The sequence below is a fragment of the Thermasporomyces composti genome (assembly GCF_003386795.1).
GTDB lineage: Bacteria > Actinomycetota > Actinomycetes > Propionibacteriales > Actinopolymorphaceae > Thermasporomyces > Thermasporomyces composti.
Genome location: NZ_QTUC01000001.1, coordinates 3,321,296 through 3,339,721, shown reverse-complemented (window position 1 = coordinate 3,339,721; position 18,426 = coordinate 3,321,296). Strand labels below are relative to the sequence as shown.

At 70.5% G+C, this 18,426-nt stretch carries 14 protein-coding genes and 1 riboswitch; of the genes, 6 read left to right on the top strand and 8 right to left on the bottom strand.

The genetic code is table 11. From position 1 onward, the window contains the following. Positions 1-5: 5 nt before the first annotated feature. Positions 6-776, bottom strand: a complete 771-nt coding sequence (locus DFJ64_RS14500; protein WP_115850940.1) for a response regulator transcription factor — start codon at positions 774-776, stop codon at positions 6-8. Between the two features lie 320 nt (positions 777-1,096). Between DFJ64_RS14500 and DFJ64_RS14495 the strand changes: the two genes are divergently transcribed. After that, the gene (locus DFJ64_RS14495; RefSeq protein WP_170152624.1) at positions 1,097-1,636 is read left to right on the top strand and encodes a COG4315 family predicted lipoprotein; all 540 of its coding nucleotides are present in this window, start codon (positions 1,097-1,099) and stop codon (positions 1,634-1,636) included. Positions 1,637-1,646: 10 nt separating this feature from the next. Here the strand turns inward: DFJ64_RS14495 and DFJ64_RS14490 are convergent, their stop codons facing one another. The 4 genes from DFJ64_RS14490 to DFJ64_RS14475 form a co-directional block, all read right to left on the bottom strand. Beyond that, on the bottom strand, positions 1,647-2,558 hold the full coding sequence (locus DFJ64_RS14490; protein WP_115850938.1) for a hydroxymethylglutaryl-CoA lyase: 912 nt from the start codon (positions 2,556-2,558) through the stop codon (positions 1,647-1,649). Positions 2,559-2,609: 51 nt separating this feature from the next. Beyond that, positions 2,610-3,416 carry an enoyl-CoA hydratase/isomerase family protein gene (locus DFJ64_RS14485; protein WP_115850937.1) on the bottom strand — a complete coding sequence of 269 codons (807 nt, stop codon included), beginning with the start codon at positions 3,414-3,416 and terminating at the stop codon, positions 2,610-2,612. Positions 3,417-3,474: 58 nt separating this feature from the next. Continuing rightward, positions 3,475-3,999 carry a PH domain-containing protein gene (locus DFJ64_RS14480; RefSeq protein ID WP_115850936.1) on the bottom strand — a complete coding sequence of 175 codons (525 nt, stop codon included), beginning with the start codon at positions 3,997-3,999 and terminating at the stop codon, positions 3,475-3,477. A gap of 149 nt (positions 4,000-4,148) precedes the next feature. Further along, on the bottom strand, positions 4,149-5,045 hold the full coding sequence (locus DFJ64_RS14475; protein ID WP_245941135.1) for a biotin--[acetyl-CoA-carboxylase] ligase: 897 nt from the start codon (positions 5,043-5,045) through the stop codon (positions 4,149-4,151). Positions 5,046-5,485: 440 nt separating this feature from the next. Between DFJ64_RS14475 and DFJ64_RS14470 the strand changes: the two genes are divergently transcribed. Then, complete coding sequence (locus DFJ64_RS14470; protein ID WP_115850934.1) at positions 5,486-7,276, top strand: ABC transporter substrate-binding protein; 1,791 nt, start codon at positions 5,486-5,488, stop codon at positions 7,274-7,276. A 100-nt stretch (positions 7,277-7,376) separates the two neighbouring features. On the opposite strand, the gene DFJ64_RS14465 is transcribed toward DFJ64_RS14470, so the two are convergent. Next, on the bottom strand, positions 7,377-10,022 hold the full coding sequence (locus DFJ64_RS14465; RefSeq protein WP_115850933.1) for a phosphoenolpyruvate carboxylase: 2,646 nt from the start codon (positions 10,020-10,022) through the stop codon (positions 7,377-7,379). 160 nt (positions 10,023-10,182) lie between these two features. On the opposite strand from DFJ64_RS14465, the gene DFJ64_RS14460 reads away from it, so the two are divergent. From DFJ64_RS14460 to metE, 3 genes are all read left to right on the top strand, one after another. Then, a complete protein-coding gene (locus tag DFJ64_RS14460; RefSeq protein WP_115850932.1) occupies positions 10,183-11,874 on the top strand; it encodes an acyl-CoA carboxylase subunit beta in 1,692 nt (563 codons plus the stop codon). Between the two features lie 22 nt (positions 11,875-11,896). After that, positions 11,897-12,217 carry an acyl-CoA carboxylase subunit epsilon gene (locus DFJ64_RS14455; RefSeq protein WP_115850931.1) on the top strand — a complete coding sequence of 107 codons (321 nt, stop codon included), beginning with the start codon at positions 11,897-11,899 and terminating at the stop codon, positions 12,215-12,217. A gap of 67 nt (positions 12,218-12,284) precedes the next feature. Beyond that, positions 12,285-12,531, top strand: a riboswitch (cobalamin riboswitch). Positions 12,532-12,574: 43 nt separating this feature from the next. Beyond that, complete coding sequence (gene metE, locus DFJ64_RS14450; protein WP_115850930.1) at positions 12,575-14,869, top strand: 5-methyltetrahydropteroyltriglutamate--homocysteine S-methyltransferase; 2,295 nt, start codon at positions 12,575-12,577, stop codon at positions 14,867-14,869. Positions 14,870-14,964: 95 nt separating this feature from the next. Here metE and DFJ64_RS14445 read toward each other — a convergent pair whose 3' ends face one another. After that, positions 14,965-15,864, bottom strand: coding sequence for a phytanoyl-CoA dioxygenase family protein (locus DFJ64_RS14445; protein ID WP_115850929.1), 900 nt, complete (start codon positions 15,862-15,864; stop codon positions 14,965-14,967). A gap of 93 nt (positions 15,865-15,957) precedes the next feature. Between DFJ64_RS14445 and DFJ64_RS14440 the strand changes: the two genes are divergently transcribed. Next, positions 15,958-16,830 carry a helix-turn-helix transcriptional regulator gene (locus DFJ64_RS14440; protein WP_115850928.1) on the top strand — a complete coding sequence of 291 codons (873 nt, stop codon included), beginning with the start codon at positions 15,958-15,960 and terminating at the stop codon, positions 16,828-16,830. A gap of 59 nt (positions 16,831-16,889) precedes the next feature. Here DFJ64_RS14440 and DFJ64_RS14435 read toward each other — a convergent pair whose 3' ends face one another. Continuing rightward, positions 16,890-18,260 carry an ADP-ribosylglycohydrolase family protein gene (locus DFJ64_RS14435; protein WP_115852105.1) on the bottom strand — a complete coding sequence of 457 codons (1,371 nt, stop codon included), beginning with the start codon at positions 18,258-18,260 and terminating at the stop codon, positions 16,890-16,892. Positions 18,261-18,426 lie beyond the last annotated feature (166 nt).

Genomic DNA, 18,426 nt, shown 5'->3' with positions numbered 1-18,426 from the left:
ACGGATCAACCGCGCTCGAACCGGAAGCCGACACCCCGAACCGTCGTGATGTACCGAGGGTGCGACGCGTCGTCACCGAGCTTGCGACGCAGCCAGGAGATGTGCATGTCGAGGGTCTTCGTGGACGACCACCAGGTGGTCTCCCAGACCTCCCGCATGAGCTGCTGCCGCGTCACGACCCGACCGACCTCCCTGACCAAGACCCGCAGCAGGTCGAACTCCTTCGCCGTGAGCTGCAGCTCCTTGCCGTTGAGCCAGGCGCGGCGGGACTCGGTGTCGATGCGGACGCCCGCGACCTCGGTCTCCCCCGTCGACTCGGCCCGCACCTCCAGGGCGCCCCGACGGAGCAGCGCACGCACCCGCGCGAGCAGCTCCGCCAGCCGGAACGGCTTGGTCACGTAGTCGTCGGCGCCGGCGTCGAGTCCCACAACGGTGTCCACCTCGTCGGCGCGCGCGGTGAGGATGAGCACCGGGACCCGGTTGCCCTCCGCACGGAGTCGACGACAGACTTCCAGGCCGTCGATGTCGGGCAGCCCCAGATCGAGGACGAGCAGGTCGACACCGCCTTCGGCGAGGCGATTCAGGGTCGCCTCGCCCTCCGAGGTGATGGCGACCTCGTAGCCCTCGCGGCGAAACGCCCGAGCGAGAGGGTCGGCGATCGCCGCGTCGTCCTCGGCCAGGAGGATGCTATGGACCGGCTCAGCGACGTCGGTCTGGGCTCGACTCGGCCCTCGGCGACCGTCGGATTCGCTGCGCACCGGGCCGCTCCATGTCATGGCCCGATCGTACGGCGGTCCGGGGACGATCTGTCCGACCCGGTCGGCCCGACCCGGTCGGCGCTCAGGGTGGCCACGCCGGAGCTCGCAGTGACGCCGCGGCGCTCGACGTGGCTCGAGTCAGCGCTCAGGGTGGCCCCGTCGAACCGAGTCGGCGCTCGGAGCAACCGATCAGCGCTTGAGGTTGAACGACGCGGCTCCCGGGTAGCTCCCAGCACAGGACGCCGTGGGTCACCCGGCTTTCCGACGTCGGCGACGGGGGAGGTCGTGACGCCGTGTGGACATCCGCTTCTGCACAGTCTCCCGGCCGGTGTGTCCGCGTGGGTGCCGCTCTCCTCGGAGCGCTGGCGCTCGCCGCGGCGGCCTGCACCGGCTCCGGGTCGTCCGGCGGGTCGAACGGTGAGGACGGCGAAGGCACCCGAGCCTCGGTGGAGACGCCGGACATCCGTGTCCGCGACGTCCGGGGCCTCGGCAAGATCCTGGTGAACGCCCACGGTCGGCCGCTGTACGTCAACAACGTGGACACCGCCGGGCGGATTCGGTGCGCGGGCGCCTGCTCGGTCACCTGGCGGCCCTTCGAGATCAGCGCGGAGTCGGTGCCGTCGAAGTTGCCGGGCATCAACGGCACGTTCTCGGTGGTCGAGCGACCCGACGGCACCCGGCAGCTCGCGCTGACCGGTCGTCCCCTCTATGCCTACGTCGAGGACAAGGAGCCCGGCAGGGCCGCGGGGAACTGGGTGACGGTGTCGTTCTCCGGCTCGAGCTTCACCTGGCGTGTGGTGACCGCGACTGGTGCGCTTCCGCCTCACCCGACCGAGAGCCCGAGCCCCACCACCAACAGCGAGCAGGCCAGCTCCTGACCGTCCCGCGTCAGCTGGCGACGGTGCGGGTCCGCGGGCCGGCGCGCAGGACCTGGGACGGCAGCTGGTGTCCGACCAACCGCTCGGCCTGGGCCGCGACGTCGAGGAGCAGGTCGAGGTCCACGCCCGTCTCGACCCCCATGTCCTCGAGCATGTGGACGACCTCCTCGGTCGCGATGTTGCCGCTCGCCCCAGGGGCGTAGGGGCACCCACCCAGCCCACCCACGCTGGCGTCGAACTCGGTGACGCCGAGCTGGAGGGCGGCGAGCACGTTGGCCAGCCCGGTGCCCCGCGTGTTGTGGAAGTGCAGAGCCAACGGGACCGTCGGCAGGCTCGCCCGCGTGGTCTCGACCAGCTCCTCCACCCTGGTGGGGGTCGCCATACCGGTGGTGTCCCCGTAGGCGAGCGTGTCCGCGCCCGCGTCGAGCGCGGCCCGGGCGATGGACACCACCCGCGAGACCGGGATGTCCCCTTCGTACGGGCAGCCCCACGCGGTCGCGATGATCACCTGACAGGTGGCGCCGACCGAGTGGGCGAGGTCGACCACCGCCTCGATCTCGGCGAGCGACTCAGCCGTGGACCGGTTGACGTTGACCTGGTTGTGTCGTTCCGATGCGGACACGACCACCTCGAGCGACCGGACACCCACGTCGAGCGCCCGCCGCGCGCCGGTGAGGTTGGGCACCAGCGCGGAGTACTCGACGCCCTCGTGGCGGGTGATCTCCGACCAGACCCGCTCGGCGTCGCCCATCTGCGGAATCGCTCTCGGGTGGACGAAGCTGACCGCCTCGATGCGTTGCAGCCCGGTCTTGGACAACGCGTCGATGAGCGCCACCTTGCCGGCGGTCGGGACGGGCGGTTCGTTCTGCAGGCCGTCCCGGGGCCCGACCTCGCGCAGGAGGACTCGGCTGGGCAACCGCATGGGCCTCACCTCCCCCGGCAGTATCCCTCCGGCTGGTCGTCGGCGGGCGACTCACGACCGAGGCCGTTCACCCGGCCAGACCGGCGGACGTTTCTCCACGAAGGCCGCGATTCCCTCATGGCGGTCCGGAGAGGACGCCGCCGCCCGCCAGGCCGCGTCCTCGACGTCGAGCGCCGGCCCGAGCTCGAGCGCGAAGCCCTGGCGCAGAGCCCGCTTGGCGTGGCGGACGGCGATGGGTGAGTTCCGGGCGATCTGGCGGGCCAGGTCGAGCGCGGTGTCGCGGGCCCGACCTGGTGGCACCAGGCGGTCGATGAAGCCCAGCCGATCCGCCTCGCTGGCCTCCACGCGTCGACCGGTGAAGAGCAGGTCGCTGGCGCGGGACCAGCCGACGCGGCGGGCCAGCAGCTGGGTCGCGCCACCGCCGGGGACGAGCCCGACCGAGACCTCGGGCACCCCGAAGACCGCCGTCTCGTCGGCGACGATGAGGTCGCAGGACAGCGCCAGCTCGAACCCACCACCCAGCGCGTAGCGGTGGACGGCGGCGATCGCGGGCATGGGCAGGTCGAGGAGCCCGCCGAACGCCCGCCGCATGATCGGGCGCTGTCTCCACAGGTCGTCGTCGCTGAAGGTGTTGCGCTCCTTCAGGTCAGCGCCGACACAGAACGCGCGGTCGCAGGCGCTGGAGAGCACGACCGCGCGGACCGCTGGATCGGCGGCGACGTCGGCGGTGGCTCGGCCCAGCGCGTCCGCGAGAGCGGTCGACAATGCGTTCAGTGCCTCGGGACGGTTGAGCACCAGCTCGACGACCTGGCCCTCTGGGTCCACCCGTCGCACGTCCAGCCCGTCGTACCGCCCCATGGCCTTAGCGTAGGCGGCGACTCGTCGAGCGGTCGGGTTTCGCTTCGAGTGCGCGACGTCACCGTGCGGGCGCGCGACGCGTCTCCCCGTCGTCGTCCTCGGCGGCGAAGATGAGCTCGGCGATCGTGCGTTGAACGGTCTCGACGCGGGGGACGTCGTGCAAGACGATCTTGCCCTGCTCGCCCGCTGACCAGACCACGAGCGTGCCGCAGCGAAGGATGCGGTCGAGGACGTCTCGCTCGCTGGAGACGTCGTTGATGCGCGTGAGCGGGATGTCCCGACCAGTCCGCGTGAAGACGCCTTGGCGGGTGATGAGCCGGCGGTCGGTGAGCACGTACGTGGAGGCGAGCCAGTTGAGCAACGGCCAGAGCGAGTAGACGCAGACACCCAGCAGGGCGAGAACGGCGACCGCGATCCGCACCGGCTGCTGGTACTGCCCGGGCGGAATCAGCACGACGATCGTGACCGCCGCGGCCACCGTGAGCAGGAGAAGGACGACGGGTACCACCGTGACCTTCCAGTGGGTGCGCATGCTCAGGACGACCCGCTCGTCCGCACCGAGCAGCTTGGCCGGGATGCCCATCCGTGCTCCTTGTTCGTGCCTGCTCGCCGTCACGCAGATCATGCCCGACCGGCTCTGGACATCGCACGCGACGCGGTCGGCGACGGGCGAGGAACTCGCCGTCGTGCGCCACGCCCGCTCGTCGTGCGCTGGGGTCCCCGGTGCGTGGGTCAGCGCAGGTGCGTCACGTCGCCCGCGCCCAACGCGCGGTCACCCGCCGACGTGCGGACGACCAGCCGGCCGTCGGCGTCGACGTCGCGAGCGCGCCCGGAGATCCACTGGTCGGGAGCCAGCTGGACCCGGACGTCACGGCCGAGGGTGGCACAGACGGCCCGGTAGTCGGCGCGGAGCCCGCCACCCGGGCCCGCGTCGGGATCGCCCCCAACGGCGCGCCAGGCCTGGTAGCGGGCCTCGAGGGCGCGTAAGAGGACGGCGAGCAGGCTCGCTCGGTCCGTCGTTCGCGCTCCCGCGAGGAGCAGTGACGTCGGCATGAGAGCGGTCTCCGTGCCCGTGGCCGCCCGGGCCGTGGGAAGCTCGTCCGCGGTCATCGTGACGTTGAGGCCGATGCCGACCACGGCGGCCGGCCCGGTCGGCGTCTCCACCCGCTCGACAAGGATGCCGCCGAGCTTGCGCTCGTCGACGAGGACGTCGTTGGGCCACTTCAGACGAACGGTGAGGCCGGTTGTCGCGGTGAGCCCGTCGACGACGGCGCGGCCGGCGAGCAGGGGAAGCCACGGCCAGCGCCGAGCTGGCACGGTCGTGGGTCGCAGGAGGAGCGAGAAGGTCAGTCCCGACCGCGGCGGAGCGACCCACCGTCGATCGAGTCGGCCACGTCCAGCGGTCTGGTGCTCGGCGACCACGACGGTCCCCTCGGGCGCGCCGGCCACGGCCGCCGCACGCACGTCCTCATTGGTCGATCCGGTCTCCTCCACCACCCGTAGCTCGGTCACCAGACCGTCGGCACCGAGCAAGGCACGGCGAACGTCGTCCACCGTGAGCGGCGCGCGTTCGGGAGGCGTGCTCCTCGACGGCACGTGCGAGCCCGCTGGGTCGTCACTCGGCGGCACGTCGAAAGCTTAGGCGGCCCGCCATCCCTCCCTTCCGCGCTCCCGCGTTCCCTTCGTTCACGCGCCGACTCCACACGCCGATCACTCGCCACGTCGTCCGCACGATTGTCGTCCGCACGGTTGTCGTCCGCACGGTTGTCGTCCGGGTGGTCTTACGACACGGCGAGGAGGACCGCACCGATGTGATGTGGATAGTGACGCAAGCGTTGGCGAATTGTGATCCAGCGGCCTGTAACGAGACGATCTCGTCCTTTAAGGTCGAGCACCAGACGTCGTGACATGGCGACAACCACATCGACGGAGCAGTCACCAGTAGCGATCAGAACCACCAACGGAATCACGGGGAAACGACCGACGGCGCCACAGCGAGTCCCGCTACTGGAACAGCGTGGGCCGTGCATGCGGTGTCGCGCGTGTGGCGCAGGTCGAGGGGAGATTCGATGCGTTGGAGACGACTAGCGGCCGTGGCCGGCGTTGTGGCGCTGGGTGTGGCCGCTTGTGGTGGTGGGGCAACCCCATCGGAGCGGGCGAAGGAGCAGCAGGAGCAGAAGGCTGCTTCCGCGAGCCCCTCGCCTGGTGGTGGGTACGAGGTGCTGCTGGACCCGGACGCGAAGGGTCCGGCCAAGGACGTTCCTGGCGCGCAGCGCGGTGGGACGATCACCACGTTGACGTCGGCGGCTCCGGAGACGTTTGACCCCACCAGGGCCTACTACATCGACGTCTTGGCGGTTCTGCGTCTGACGGCGCGGACGCTGACGGCGATGGAGCTGCGCGAGGACGGCAAGTACTACCTGGTGCCGGACCTGGCGACGGACCTGGGCCAGCACAACGAGGACTTCACCGAGTGGCGGTTCACTCTCAAAGACGGCATCAAGTTCGAAGACGGCACCCCGGTGACGTCGAAGGACATCGCCTACGCGGTCAAGCGCTCCTTTGCGACCGAGGAGCTGCCGTCGGGTCCGACGTACCAGCAGACGTACTTCCTCGACGGTGACAAGTACAAGGGTCCGTTCAAGTCGCCTGAGCAGGGTGGCGGTCCGGACTACGCCGGGGTGGAGACCCCGGACGACAAGACCATCGTGTTGAAGATGGCCAAGCCGTTCCCGGACCTGCCGTTCTACACGACGTTCCCGGTGTTCACCCCGATCCCTGAGGACAAGGACACCAAGGAGAACTACGGCAACCACCCGCTGGCGACCGGTCCGTACAAGTTCGAGTCCTACCAGAAGGGCAAGCAGCTGGTGCTCACCAGGAACGAGCACTGGGACCCGAACACCGACCCGGCTCGTCACCAGTACGTCGACAAGTTCGTGTTCAAGTTCGGGCAGGACCCGATCAAGTTGCAGGAGCAGCTGATCGCTGACAAGGGCCCGGACCAGTACGCGATCACCTACGACGGGGTGGACGCCTCGCTGCTGCCGAAGATCCAGAACAAGGAGCCCGAGGAGCGGATGCTCACGGGACCCGGCACCTGCACCTTCTTCGTCTACCTCGACACCCGTCGGATCCCGCTGGAGGTGCGTCGGGCGCTGGCGGTGGCCTGGCCGCACGACGCGCTGCACAAGGCCGCGGGTGACAGCCCGTTCACCTACGAGCCGGCGACCACGATCCTGCCGAAGGTGACCCCCGGCTGGCAGAACTTCGACGTGATCGGCAACGGCGCCAAGGGCGATGGTGACCCGGAGAAGGCCCGCAAGATGCTGGAGGAGTCCGGTCACCTGGGCTTCGAGATCGTCTGGTCCTACGCCAACGACGACGAGATCGCGGCTCAGGTGTCGGCGGTGCGGGAGGAGAAGCTGCAGGCGGCTGGCTTCAAGACCCGCGCCATCCCGATGCCGCGTGACCAGCGCCGGGCGGACATGGACAACCCGAACTCCGAGACCAACATCCGCATTCTGGGTTGGTGCCTGGACTGGCCGTCGGCGACCACGGTGTTCCCGGCGATCTTCGACGGGCGTCTGATCGAGCTGAACCCCAACAGCGCGCCGAACAAGTCGTTCCTCAACGAGCCTGAGGTCAACTCCGAGATCGACCGCATCGGCTCTCTGCCCATCGAGGAACAGCCCGCTGAGTGGGCCAAGCTCGACAAGATGCTCATGGAGAAGTACCTCCCGGTCATCCCCACCCACTACGGCAAGACCAACTTCCTGCACGGCTCGAAGGTCGGTGGCGTCGTCCTCGACGTCTACGGCGGCGGGCCGGACTACACGAAGCTGTACGCCAAGCAGTAGAGCGACCTCACGTACGGGAGGGCGGGACACCGCGGTGTCCCGCCCTCCAAGCGTTTCGGGCCCTACGCCGACGATCTCGGTGCGGCACGGAGCCGTAGGTCTATCCGGTGTTCTGGAGGCCAGCCGCGATGCCGTTGACCGTGAGCAGCACCAGGCGCCGAAGCCGGTTCGCCTCGCTCTCCGGCAGGTCCTGGGTCCGCAACGCGCGGAACGCGCGAAGCTGCAGGTAGGACAGTGCGTCGACGTACGGGTTCCGCAGCTGCACGGCGCGGCCGAGGACGCGGCGGTTCTCCAGCAGGCGCTCGTGCCCGGTCACCGCCAGAACCCACCGGGTGGTGCGCGCGTGCTCGTCGAGCACCTTCTCGGTGAGGTCCGGCCGGTCACCGAGCTCCAGGTAGCGTCGCGCGATCCGAGCGTCCGACTTCGCCAGTGACATCTCCACGTTGTCGATCGTCACGGTGAACAACGGCCACTCGGCGTACGCCTGGCGCAGCAGGTCCAGATCACCGACCGCCTCCAGACCGGAGCCAACGCCGTACCAGCCCGCCAGGTTGACCCTCGCCTGCGTCCACGCGAACACCCACGGGATGGCGCGCAGATCCTCCAGCGACGACACCGACAGCCCACGCCGGGCGGGACGGGAGCCGATCGGCAGCTGACCGACCTCCTCCAGCGGCGTCACCTTCGCGAACCATTCGGCGAAGCCCTCGCTGCGAACCAGCCCGTGGTAGGCGCGCCGCGCCGCGTCGTCCATCGTGGCGGCGAGGTCGGCGTACTTCTCTGCGGCATTCGCCGCCCGGGATTCCACGGTGGGCGTCGAGGCGAGCAATGTCGCGGCCGCCACCTGCTCGATGTGCCGCCGCGCGATCAGCGGGTTGCCGTACCGAGCGAAGATCACCTCGCCCTGCTCGGTGAGCTTGAACCGGCCGTTGACCGACCCCGGCGCCTGGGCGAGGACCGCGCGGTTCGCCGGACCGCCACCCCGGCCGAGCGCGCCGCCGCGGCCGTGGAAGAGGGTGAGCCGGATGTCGTGGCGCTTGGCCCAGGCCGCGAGCGCCGCCTGCGCGTCGTACAGCGCCAGCGTCGCGGACAGCGGCCCGGCGTCCTTGGCGGAGTCGGAGTAGCCGAGCATCACCTCGAACCGGCGGCCGGTCTCCTCCAGCCGTCGCTGGATCTGCGGCAGTCTCAGCGCCTCGTCGAGGATGCCGACGGCGGCCTTGAGGTCGTCCTCGGTCTCGAACAGGGGGATGACGTCCAGCGCCAGCGGACGGCCGTCGAGGGCCCGCTCCGCCAGCTCGAAGACGGCCGCCAGGTCGTTGGCGGACTGGGTGAACGACACGACGTACCGTCGGCAGGCGTCCGGGCCGAAGCGCTGCTGAACCTGGGCCATCACCCGGAAGACCGAGAGCACCTCCTCGGTCTCCGGCGAGGTCTCCCCTGAGGCGAGCTCCGCCAGCGCCCGCGCGTGGACCTTGGAGTGCTGGCGGATCTCCAGCTCGGCCAGGTGGAAGCCGAACGTCTCGACCTGCCAGATCAGCTCCTGCAGCTCGCCGTACGCCTGGCGACGGGCCCCGGCAGCAGCCAGGGACGCCTGGACGGCGCGCAGCTCGGCGAGGAACTCCTCGGCCTTGCCGTAGGCGAAGTCGGCGTTCCGCTGCCGGGTCGCCGACAGCTTGCGGGCCGCGAGGAGCAGCACCTGCCGGTGCGGCTCGCCCGGCGAGCGGGTCGCGACCTCCTCGACCACCTCGGGCGCGATGGCCCGGGCGTCGGCCAGCAGCCGGCGCACCTCCGGGCTGGCTGGGGTCGTCTCCTCGTCGACGGTCAACGCCCGTCCCACGCGCTCGCAGACCCGCTCCAGGGCGCGCAGGACGTGGTCGGCCTGGATGGCCATCGCCGTCCGGGTGACCTGCGACGTCACATACGGGTTGCCGTCCCGGTCGCCACCGATCCACGACCCGAGACGGACGAACGCCGGAACCCGTGGCGGCTCGGTCCCCGCGCGCTCTCCCGCCAGCACGTTGTCGAGCTGGCGGTAGGTGCGGGGCAGGACCTGGAAGAGCGTGTCGTCGAAGACCGCCATGGCCGTGCGGACCTCGTCGAGCGGGCTCGGCTTGGTGACCCGGATCTGGGAGGTCCGCCACAGCCGGTCGATCTCCTCCAGCAGCCGGCGGCGGTTCTCGGCCAGGTCGGCGGCGCCCAGCTTGGGGCTGTCCCGCTCGGCGAGCAGGGCGGAGATGCGCTGGATGGCGGAGGCGACCGCCCGTCGACGCGCCTCGGTGGGGTGGGCGGTCAACACCGGACGGAACTCCAGGCGAGAGAGCAGGGTCAACGCGTGCTCCTCGCCGTACTGAGTGGTGATCTGCGCCACGGCGGCGGCCAGCGAGTCGCGCACCGGAGCGTCGCCGGTGTCGTACTCCCGCAGCACCCGGGCCCGATGGTGCTCCTCGGCGAGGTTGGTGAGGTGGAAGTAGCAGGTGAACGCCCGGGCGACCTCCTCGGCCCGGTCCAGGTCCCACGAGGCGACCAGCGCCTCACTGGCCTGGGCGGCTTCCTCGGCGCGGGCCGGGTCGTCGTGGTGAGCGGCGATGGTCAGCTCACGGAGCCGTTCGACGTCGGCGAGCAGCGTCGGGCCACCGTACTCCCGTAGCACCTGACCCAGCAGCTCCCCGAGCAGGCGGACGTCGGCCCGCAGAGGGGCCGGGACCTCGAAGCGCGCGTGCACCCGCGACGGTGGAGTGGTGGGCATGCTGGCAAGGGTAGTCGGGTGGGATCGGAACCCGCCGGGCGCGAGACCGCGCCCGGCGGCCGGTGCCGGGCTTCCGACGCCCGGCACGTGCCCCACGAGCCCGGTCGTACCGGACGGGGCGGGTAGGCTCGCGCCCGCAGCACGAACTGGGAGGAAGCAGATGGAAGCCAGGCAGCCGGACACCGCAACCGGGTCGGGCGCCGAGCACAGCGCATCGTCAGGCGGCCCGCGGAGCACGGATGGCGCGCAGCCGCCGACGCCTCCCACACCAGACCCAGCCCCGTCCCCGGACATCCACACCACCGCCGGCAAGCTCGCTGACCTCGGACGGCGCCTCCACGAGGCGATCCACGCCGGGTCGGCGCGCATGGTGGAGCGGCAGCACGCCCGAGGCAAGCTCACCGCTCGGGAGCGCATCGACCTGCTGCTGGACGAGGGGTCGTTCGTCGAGCTCGACGAGCTGGCCCGGCACCGGTCGGCCAACTTCGGGCTGGACCGTAACCGGCCACTCGGCGATGGAGTCGTGACCGGCTTCGGCACCGTCAACGGCCGTCAGGTCTGTGTCTTCAGCCAGGACGTCACCGTCTTCGGCGGCAGCCTGGGCGAGGTGTACGGCGAGAAGATCCTCAAGGTCATGGACCTCGCGCTGAAGACCGGGTGCCCGATCATCGGCATCAACGAGGGCAGCGGCGCCCGCATCCAAGAGGGCGTGGTCTCGCTCGGGCTCTACGGCGAGATCTTCCGTCGGAACATCCTCGCCTCCGGTGTGATCCCGCAGATCTCCCTCATCATGGGCACCTGCGCCGGCGGCCACGTGTACTCGCCGGCCCTCACCGACATCACGGTGATGGTCGACCAAACCTCGCACATGTTCATCACCGGCCCCGGCGTGATCAAGACCGTCACCGGCGAGGACGTCTCCTTCGAGGAGCTGGGCGGCGCCCTGACCCACAACACCAAGAGCGGCAACGCCCACTACATGGCCGCTGACGAGCACGACGCGATCGACTGGGTCAAGGCGCTCCTGTCGTACCTGCCGCAGAACAACCTCGAAGAACCGCCCGCGTACGACGTCGAGGCGGACCTGACCATCAACGACAGCGACCGCGAGCTCGACAGCCTGATCCCCGACTCACCCAACCAGCCCTACGACATCCACACGGTCATCGAGCACGTTCTCGACGACGGTGAGTTCTTGGAGATCCAACCGCTGTTCGCGCAGAACATCGTCTGCGGTTTCGGACGCGTCGAGGGGCGCACCGTCGGCGTCGTCGGCAACCAACCCCTCCAGTTCGCCGGCTGCCTCGACATCCACGCCTCGGAGAAGGCCGCGCGGTTCGTCCGCACCTGCGACGCCTTCAACATCCCGATCCTGACCTTCGTCGACGTGCCCGGGTTCCTGCCGGGGACCGACCAGGAGTGGAACGGGATCATCCGGCGTGGCGCCAAGCTCATCTACGCCTACGCCGAGGCCACCGTGCCGCTCGTCACCGTGATCACCCGGAAGGCCTACGGCGGCGCGTACGACGTCATGGGGTCGAAGCACCTCGGCGCGGACATCAACCTGGCCTGGCCTACGGCGCAGATCGCGGTCATGGGCGCGCAAGGCGCCGTGGAGGTGCTGCACCGCCGGGAGATCGCGGCCGCGGAGGACCCCGAGGCGGTGCGCGCGCGACGGATCCAGGAGTACGAGGACACGCTGCTCAACCCCTACATCGCGGCCGAGCGCGGCTACGTCGACGCGGTGATCTACCCGCACGAGACCCGCGTCGAGGTGATCCGTGCGCTGCGCCTGCTCCGTAACAAGCGGGAGACCTTGCCACCGCGCAAGCACGGCAACATCCCGCTGTGACCTCGTGCCAGGAGGCGAACTGATGGCGGTCGACGAACCACGACCCACCGGCCAGCCGCGCCGTGGGGAGCCGCGTCAGCGTGACGCCGGCGTCACGGCGGAGGTCCCGACGTCGCCGGCGGAGGCCGAGAGGGACGCGTTGCTCCGGGTGGTCAAGGGGACGCCGACGCCGGAGGAGTTCGCCGCACTCGTCGCGGTGATCTCCGCGAAGCTCCGCGCGGCGCGAAGCGTCCAGCCCAGCGGCACACGCGGGCCGTCGCCGTGGGCGGTCTACTGGCGCCGCGCGCGGCAACCCCTGCGGCCGGGTCCGAACGCCTGGCGAGCCAGTGCGCTCCCGCGGTAGCCGGCCGCGGTGTCCAACCGCGCCGACACTCTCCGCCCGGTGTGGTGGCGCGCTCCGACGACGGGCTAGGGTCGAAGCCGCAGTTGGTTCTCCTCGCCGAGCGGACCCGCGCGGTGGGGAGAGGTAAGAGGGAACCCGGTGAGAGTCCGGGACTGCCCCGCAGCGGTGAGTGGGAACGACCGCCGTCATACGCACTGGGCGGCATGAGCCTCCTGGGAAGCGACGGCCAGTAGGAACCCGTCGGCCTCCGGTGCCGTGAGCCGGGGCCACGCCAGCCCACGAGTCCGAAGACCTGCCAGCTGCCCGCATGCCAGGAAGGCACGCGGTCCCGACGATGAGTTCGCGAGGGAAGGACTCATGGCTGCTGGACGCACGACCGTGCTCGGCTACCCCCGGATCGGGCAGCGACGAGAGCTCAAGCGCGCCACCGAGGCCTACTGGTCCGGAAAGATCGACGCCACCGCGCTCCTCGACACCGCGGCGAGCCTTCGCCGACAGACCTGGGAGACCCTCCGAGACGCCGGCCTCGACGAGATCCCCTCCAACACGTTCTCGCTCTACGACCAGGTCCTCGACCACGCGGTGCTGGTCGGTGCGGTCCCACCCCGCTTCCGCCAGCTGACCGGCCTCGACCGCTACTTCGCGATGGCGCGCGGCGTCACCGGTGCTCCGCCGCTGGAGATGACCAAGTGGTTCGACACCAACTACCACTACCTCGTTCCGGAGGTGGGCCCGGACACGGTCTTCCGCCTCGACGAGGAGCACGTCAAACCCGTCGAGGAGTACCACGAGGCCGCGGCGCTGGGGCTCGACACCCGGCCGGTGCTCCTCGGTCCCCTCACGTTCCTGCTGCTGGCCAAGCCGGCGCCGGGTGCACCCGAGGGCTTCCGCCCGCTCGACCTGCTCTCGCCGCTGCTGGACGTCTACGCCGACCTGCTGGGTCGGCTCGCCGACGTCGGAGCGAGCTGGGTGCAGCTCGACGAGCCCGCCTTGGCCGCCGACCGCTCCCCGGAGGAGCTGGCCCTGCTCCGGGCCGCGTATGACCGGTTGGGCTCGTCGCCCCGACGCCCCAAGCTCCTGGTCGCGACCTACTTCGGACCGATCCGCGAGGCGCTGGGCGTCCTCGCGGCCACCCCGGTGGACGGTCTGGCGCTCGACCTCGTCGCGGGCGCTGAGGACGCCACGCGGGTGGCGTCGGCCGGCCTGTCGCGCCGCAGGCTCGTCGCCGGCTTGGTGGACGGCCGCAACGTGTGGCGGACGAACCTCCCGCAGGCATTGGCGGTGGCCGCCTCGCTCCTCGGCTCGGTGGACGAGCTCATGGTGGGCACCTCCTGCTCTCTCCAGCACGTCCCGCTCGACGTCTCGCTGGAGACGTCGCTGCCGGAGGAGCTGCGAGGACGGCTGGCCTTCGCCCGCCAGAAGGTCGACGAGGTGGTCCTGCTCGGTCGGGCGCTCCGGGAGGGTCGGGAGCAGATCTCGGACGAGCTCGCGCAGGCCGAAGCGGCCAGGACGCGACGGCCGCCGGGCACCGTCGACGCCCGGGTGCGGGCGCGGCTCGCGGCACTCGGTGACGGGACCCCGCGCGGCGACTACGCGTCCCGGGTGCGGGCGCGGTCCGCGACCAACCCGCTGCCGCTGCTACCCACGACGACGATCGGGTCGTTCCCCCAGACGTCGGAGATCCGCGCTGCCCGGGCCGACCTGCGCCACGGACGGATCGACGAGGCCACCTACAAGGCCCGTATGCGCGCCGAGATCGACAAGGTGATCGCGCTGCAGGAGGACATCGGCCTCGACGTCCTCGTCCACGGCGAGCCCGAGCGCAACGACATGGTGCAGTACTTCGCCGAACGCCTCACCGGCTTCGCGTGCACCGAGTCGGGCTGGGTGCAGTCGTACGGCACCCGCTACGTCCGTCCTCCGATCCTCTACGGCGACGTGGCTCGGCCGGAGCCCATCACCGTCGAGTGGACGACCTATGCCCAGTCCCGCACCACCAAGCCGGTCAAGGGAATGTTGACAGGGCCGGTCACCATGCTGGCGTGGTCGTTCGTCCGGGACGACCAGAGCCTCGCGGAGACGGCACGCCAGGTCGCGCTCGCGCTGCGGGACGAGATCCGTGACCTGGAGGCGGCCGGGATCCGGCACATCCAGGTCGACGAACCGGCGCTGCGGGAGCGGTTGCCGCTGCGCTCGGCCGACCAGCCGGAGTACCTGCGGTGGGCGGTCGGCGCGTTCCGGCTGGCGACCTCGGGTGTCGCCGACACCACCACGATCCACTCGCACATGTGCTACTCCGAGTTCGGCGAGATCGTGGACGCGATCGACGCGCTCGACGCCGACGTGGTGAGCGTCGAGGCGGCACGGTCTCGCATGGAGCTGGTGCACGACCTGGCGCGCACCGGCTACCGGCGCGGTATCGGGCCAGGCGTCTACGACATCCACTCGCCACGCGTCCCGACCGTGGAGGAGATCGAAGACGCGTTGCGGCTGGCCTTGGCAGCGCTCGATCCCGCGCAGCTGTGGGTCAATCCGGACTGTGGCTTGAAGACCCGCCGGTACGAGGAGGTGGTGCCGGCGCTGCGCGCCATGGTGGAGGCGGCCCGCCGGGTCCGAGCCACGCTCCACCCCGCCCCGGCCCCGGCCCGCTGACTCGGCCGGCGGGCGTAGGTCGCAGCGGTGGCCGATGAGCGACCACGCTCACCCGTCGTGGGGCCCTTCGGCAGCGCGAAGGGCCCCACGACAGCTCAGCGGTCGCAGCCGCCCTCGCCATCGGGCCGGATGTGCGGCCGCGCGATGTCCTCGTATCCCTTGTAGGCGTAAGGATCCTCCCCGGCGACCATCACGATGTCGCGGTAGTCCCACTTGGCGACGTGTTGACCTGGCACCGGGCGCCACGGCAGCAGCGACTCCGCGCTCAGGTAGTGGTTGACCAGCGCCCGTCGGAAGCCGTGCTTGCCGGTGTTGGGGAGCGACCGGTGCAGCAGGTAGCCGTTGAAGATGATCGCGGCGCCCGCGGGGATCTCCACGGGGACAGCGTCTTCGTCCTTGTAGGGGAAGTTGTAGGCCTCGACCGTGCAGTCGAAGCGCTCGTCGTTGTGCTCCCGGTCGGGGTAGATCACGCCCCTCGCGTGCGAGCCGGGCAGCACCCACAGGCAGCCGTTCTCGACCGTGGCGTCGTCGAGCGCGATCCAGGCGGCGGTGAGCGACCGGTCCCTGGTGGGGATGAAGAACTCGTCCTGGTGCCAGGCCTGGCCGGGCTTGCCCTCCGACTTCATGAAGATCATCGACTGCATCGCCTTGACGTTCGGCCCGATCACCCGGGTCAACGCCTCGACGATCCGTGGCGCGCGCAAGGCCCGCTCCATCACCGGCGACACCTTGTGCGGCATGTGGATGCACAGGTACCGGCGCATCGCCTCCTCGTCCGAGGCGTCGAGATCCACCTGGAAGTCTCCCTCCACGTGGCCGAGCTCGCCCCTGCAGAGCCTGGCGGCCTCGGCGTTGATCTCGGCCACCTCGGCTGACGAGATCGCGTTGGCGAGCACCGCGTAGCCGTCGACGCGGACCTGCTCGACGAACTCGTCTGTCACGTTCTCGTGCAGACGGACCGAGCTCGTGCGTTCTGGCGTGCTGACCGTGGTCATGTCTGACTCCTCGGCTCGTCGACCCCTCTGGGCCAGCATCACCCGCCGCTTCGGGGCAGACCATGCCCCGACGAGTCCATAACCTGTCTGTTCGTGACCTACCGGGTGATCGTTCGCACCGGTCCTGACGTCGCGCACTACCCACCGGGCGCGACTTTCGGGCCACGCACCCTACGCGACTTCGAGTTCGTGTGGCTGCTGCGCGGGAGCGCCCGGTGGTGTGAAGGCGCGACGTCGCTGGACCTGCGACCCGGGACTCTGCTCCTCGCCCGCCCGGGCATGCGGGACCAGTTCTCCTGGGACAGACATCGCGCGTCGGTCCACGCCTACGTCCACTTCAGCCTCGTCGGGGAGCTCCCCGCCTCGATGCGCCAGCCGGACATGTGGCCGCTCACCCGCGAGCTCAGCTCCGCCGATCCGCTGGGCGCGCTGTGCAGGTACGCCCTGTGGTTGGGTCGCCATACCTCGGCGAACGCCGTCGCGCGACGAGCCGACGTCCTGAGCTGGCTGCTCGACCTCTTCCTCCGGGGCCCGCTCCCCAGCGACGACGACGGCGACCTCCCGCCTCACCTGGCGAGACTGGCCGACCGGCTCCGGACATCCTGGCGGTCGGACGGCACGTGCGCGCCTTCGCTCCGCGAGCTTGCCGCGGCGGCGCGGGTCTCACCCGGTCACCTGTGTCGGCTGTTCCGACGCGAGTACGGCATCGGGCCAGTCGCCGCGATCGAGCTCGTCCGACTCGCCCGAGCCGCCACGCTCCTCCAACGAAGCAACCTGACCGTGGCCGCGGTGGCGACGACGTGCGGGTTCGCCAACCCGTTCCACTTCACGCGACGATTCCGTCACGCGTACGGCGTACCACCGCGGGTCTACCGCGCCACCCACGCCGTCGACGACCCCCTGGCACCGCTGGCCCGCGTCGGCCTGCTCCCCCTCGCGCACCGGCTCCTGCTCGAGGACGCGTGACAGAGGGCGTCAGCTGACGCGCGCCACTCATCCCGCTCAGGAGCGGAAGCCGGTGCCGCTCACGACCGCGAGGACGTCGAGTCGCCTCGGTCGAGCCGGGACACCGGCTGCGCGCGCTGGCAGGCGTAGGTCCGCGCCAGCGCGAACGTGCGCTCGGCGAGGTCACGAATGCTGCTGTGGTCGAAGCCGAACAGACCACTGCGCAGGGTGTCGGAGAACGGCGAGGTCCAGTGTCGTGGGATGCCGCCCCGGCCCGCGAACGCACCCGCGACCGAGCCGACCGTTCCGCCATTGGAGTCCGTGTCAAGGCCAGCTTGCACTGTGAGACCGATCGCGTTGGTGTAGTCGTCCTCGGCGTACAGCAGCCCGAAGACACAGGCGACGGCGTTGTTGATGGTGTGCACCCAGTGGTAGTGACCGTAGCGCTCGTCCAGGCGGGCGCGGGCCTCCTCCCACGTCACCTTGCTGTCGTAGACCTCGACCGCCCAGCGCAGCGCCTCGGCGAGTCGGGAACGTGCCGGCACGTGCCGCAGCGACTCCTCCACCGCGTCGCGCAGCGTGGTCGCCGTGAACGCGGCCGCGACGAGAGCCGCCGCCCACATCTCGCCGTAGATGCCGTTGCCCCGGTGGGACAGCACCGCGTCCTGGTAGGCCAGGAGCGCGGCATCCCGCGGCCGTCCCGCGCAGACGTACCCGAACACGTCACCGCGAATCTGCGCGCCGATCCATTCCCGGTAGGGGTTGTCGACGACCGCCGCGCGCTCCGGCTCGACGCCGTTGACGAGGTTGCGGTAGGTGACCCGCTCGGCGGTGTAGGTGAGGTGGTACGGCAGACGCAGCAGCCATTCCTCGGCGACGTCCGCGCAGGTGTAGTCGAAACCTCGGGTCTCCAGCAGGTGAAGGCCGAGCAGGGTGTAGTCCAGGTCGTCGTCACGCGGCGCGGCGACCACCCGGCCCTTGGTCGTCTCGGTCCAGCAGGGGTTGAGCTCGAAGCCCTCGGGCATCGGGTCGAGCCGGCGGATGTAGTCCCTGATCGGGTAGTTCCCGGACAGCTCCAGGTAGTGCCGCAGGCGTTCGGGAGTCCAGAACGCGCCGTTCTCCACCGGCTTTCCAAGGCAGTTGCCCGCGCACCGGCCGAGCCAGGCGGCCTCGATGCGGTCACGTAGCTCCGCGTTGCCGATTGGCCGGGCAGGCGGCGACGCCGGCGGCAGCTCCGCCTCGATCCCCTCCCGATCGGAGGGCTCGACGTAGGGCCAGTCGGGCCGACGGGGAAGCCGTTCCAGCTGGTCCAGGAGGGCTCGTGCGCGTGTGGGCGAGACCTCACGTGGTGGCCGGTCGAGCTGGTCGAGCACCGGTGAGACGTCGTAACCCGCCTCGCGTCGTTGCCGGAGCTCGTCGTCGAGCACCGCCGGAAGGTCGGACGGCTCCATGGTCACAGGTCTCCTCCGAGGTGTGCGTTGCCGGCGTCGCTACTCCCCCGCACGGCGTCGATGACGCGCATGACACCGAGGTGACCATACAGACCCCCACGATAGTGACCTACCGCGACGTCCTTGACACGAAAGGCTTCCGCCAGCTGCGTTCATAGAATGCGCG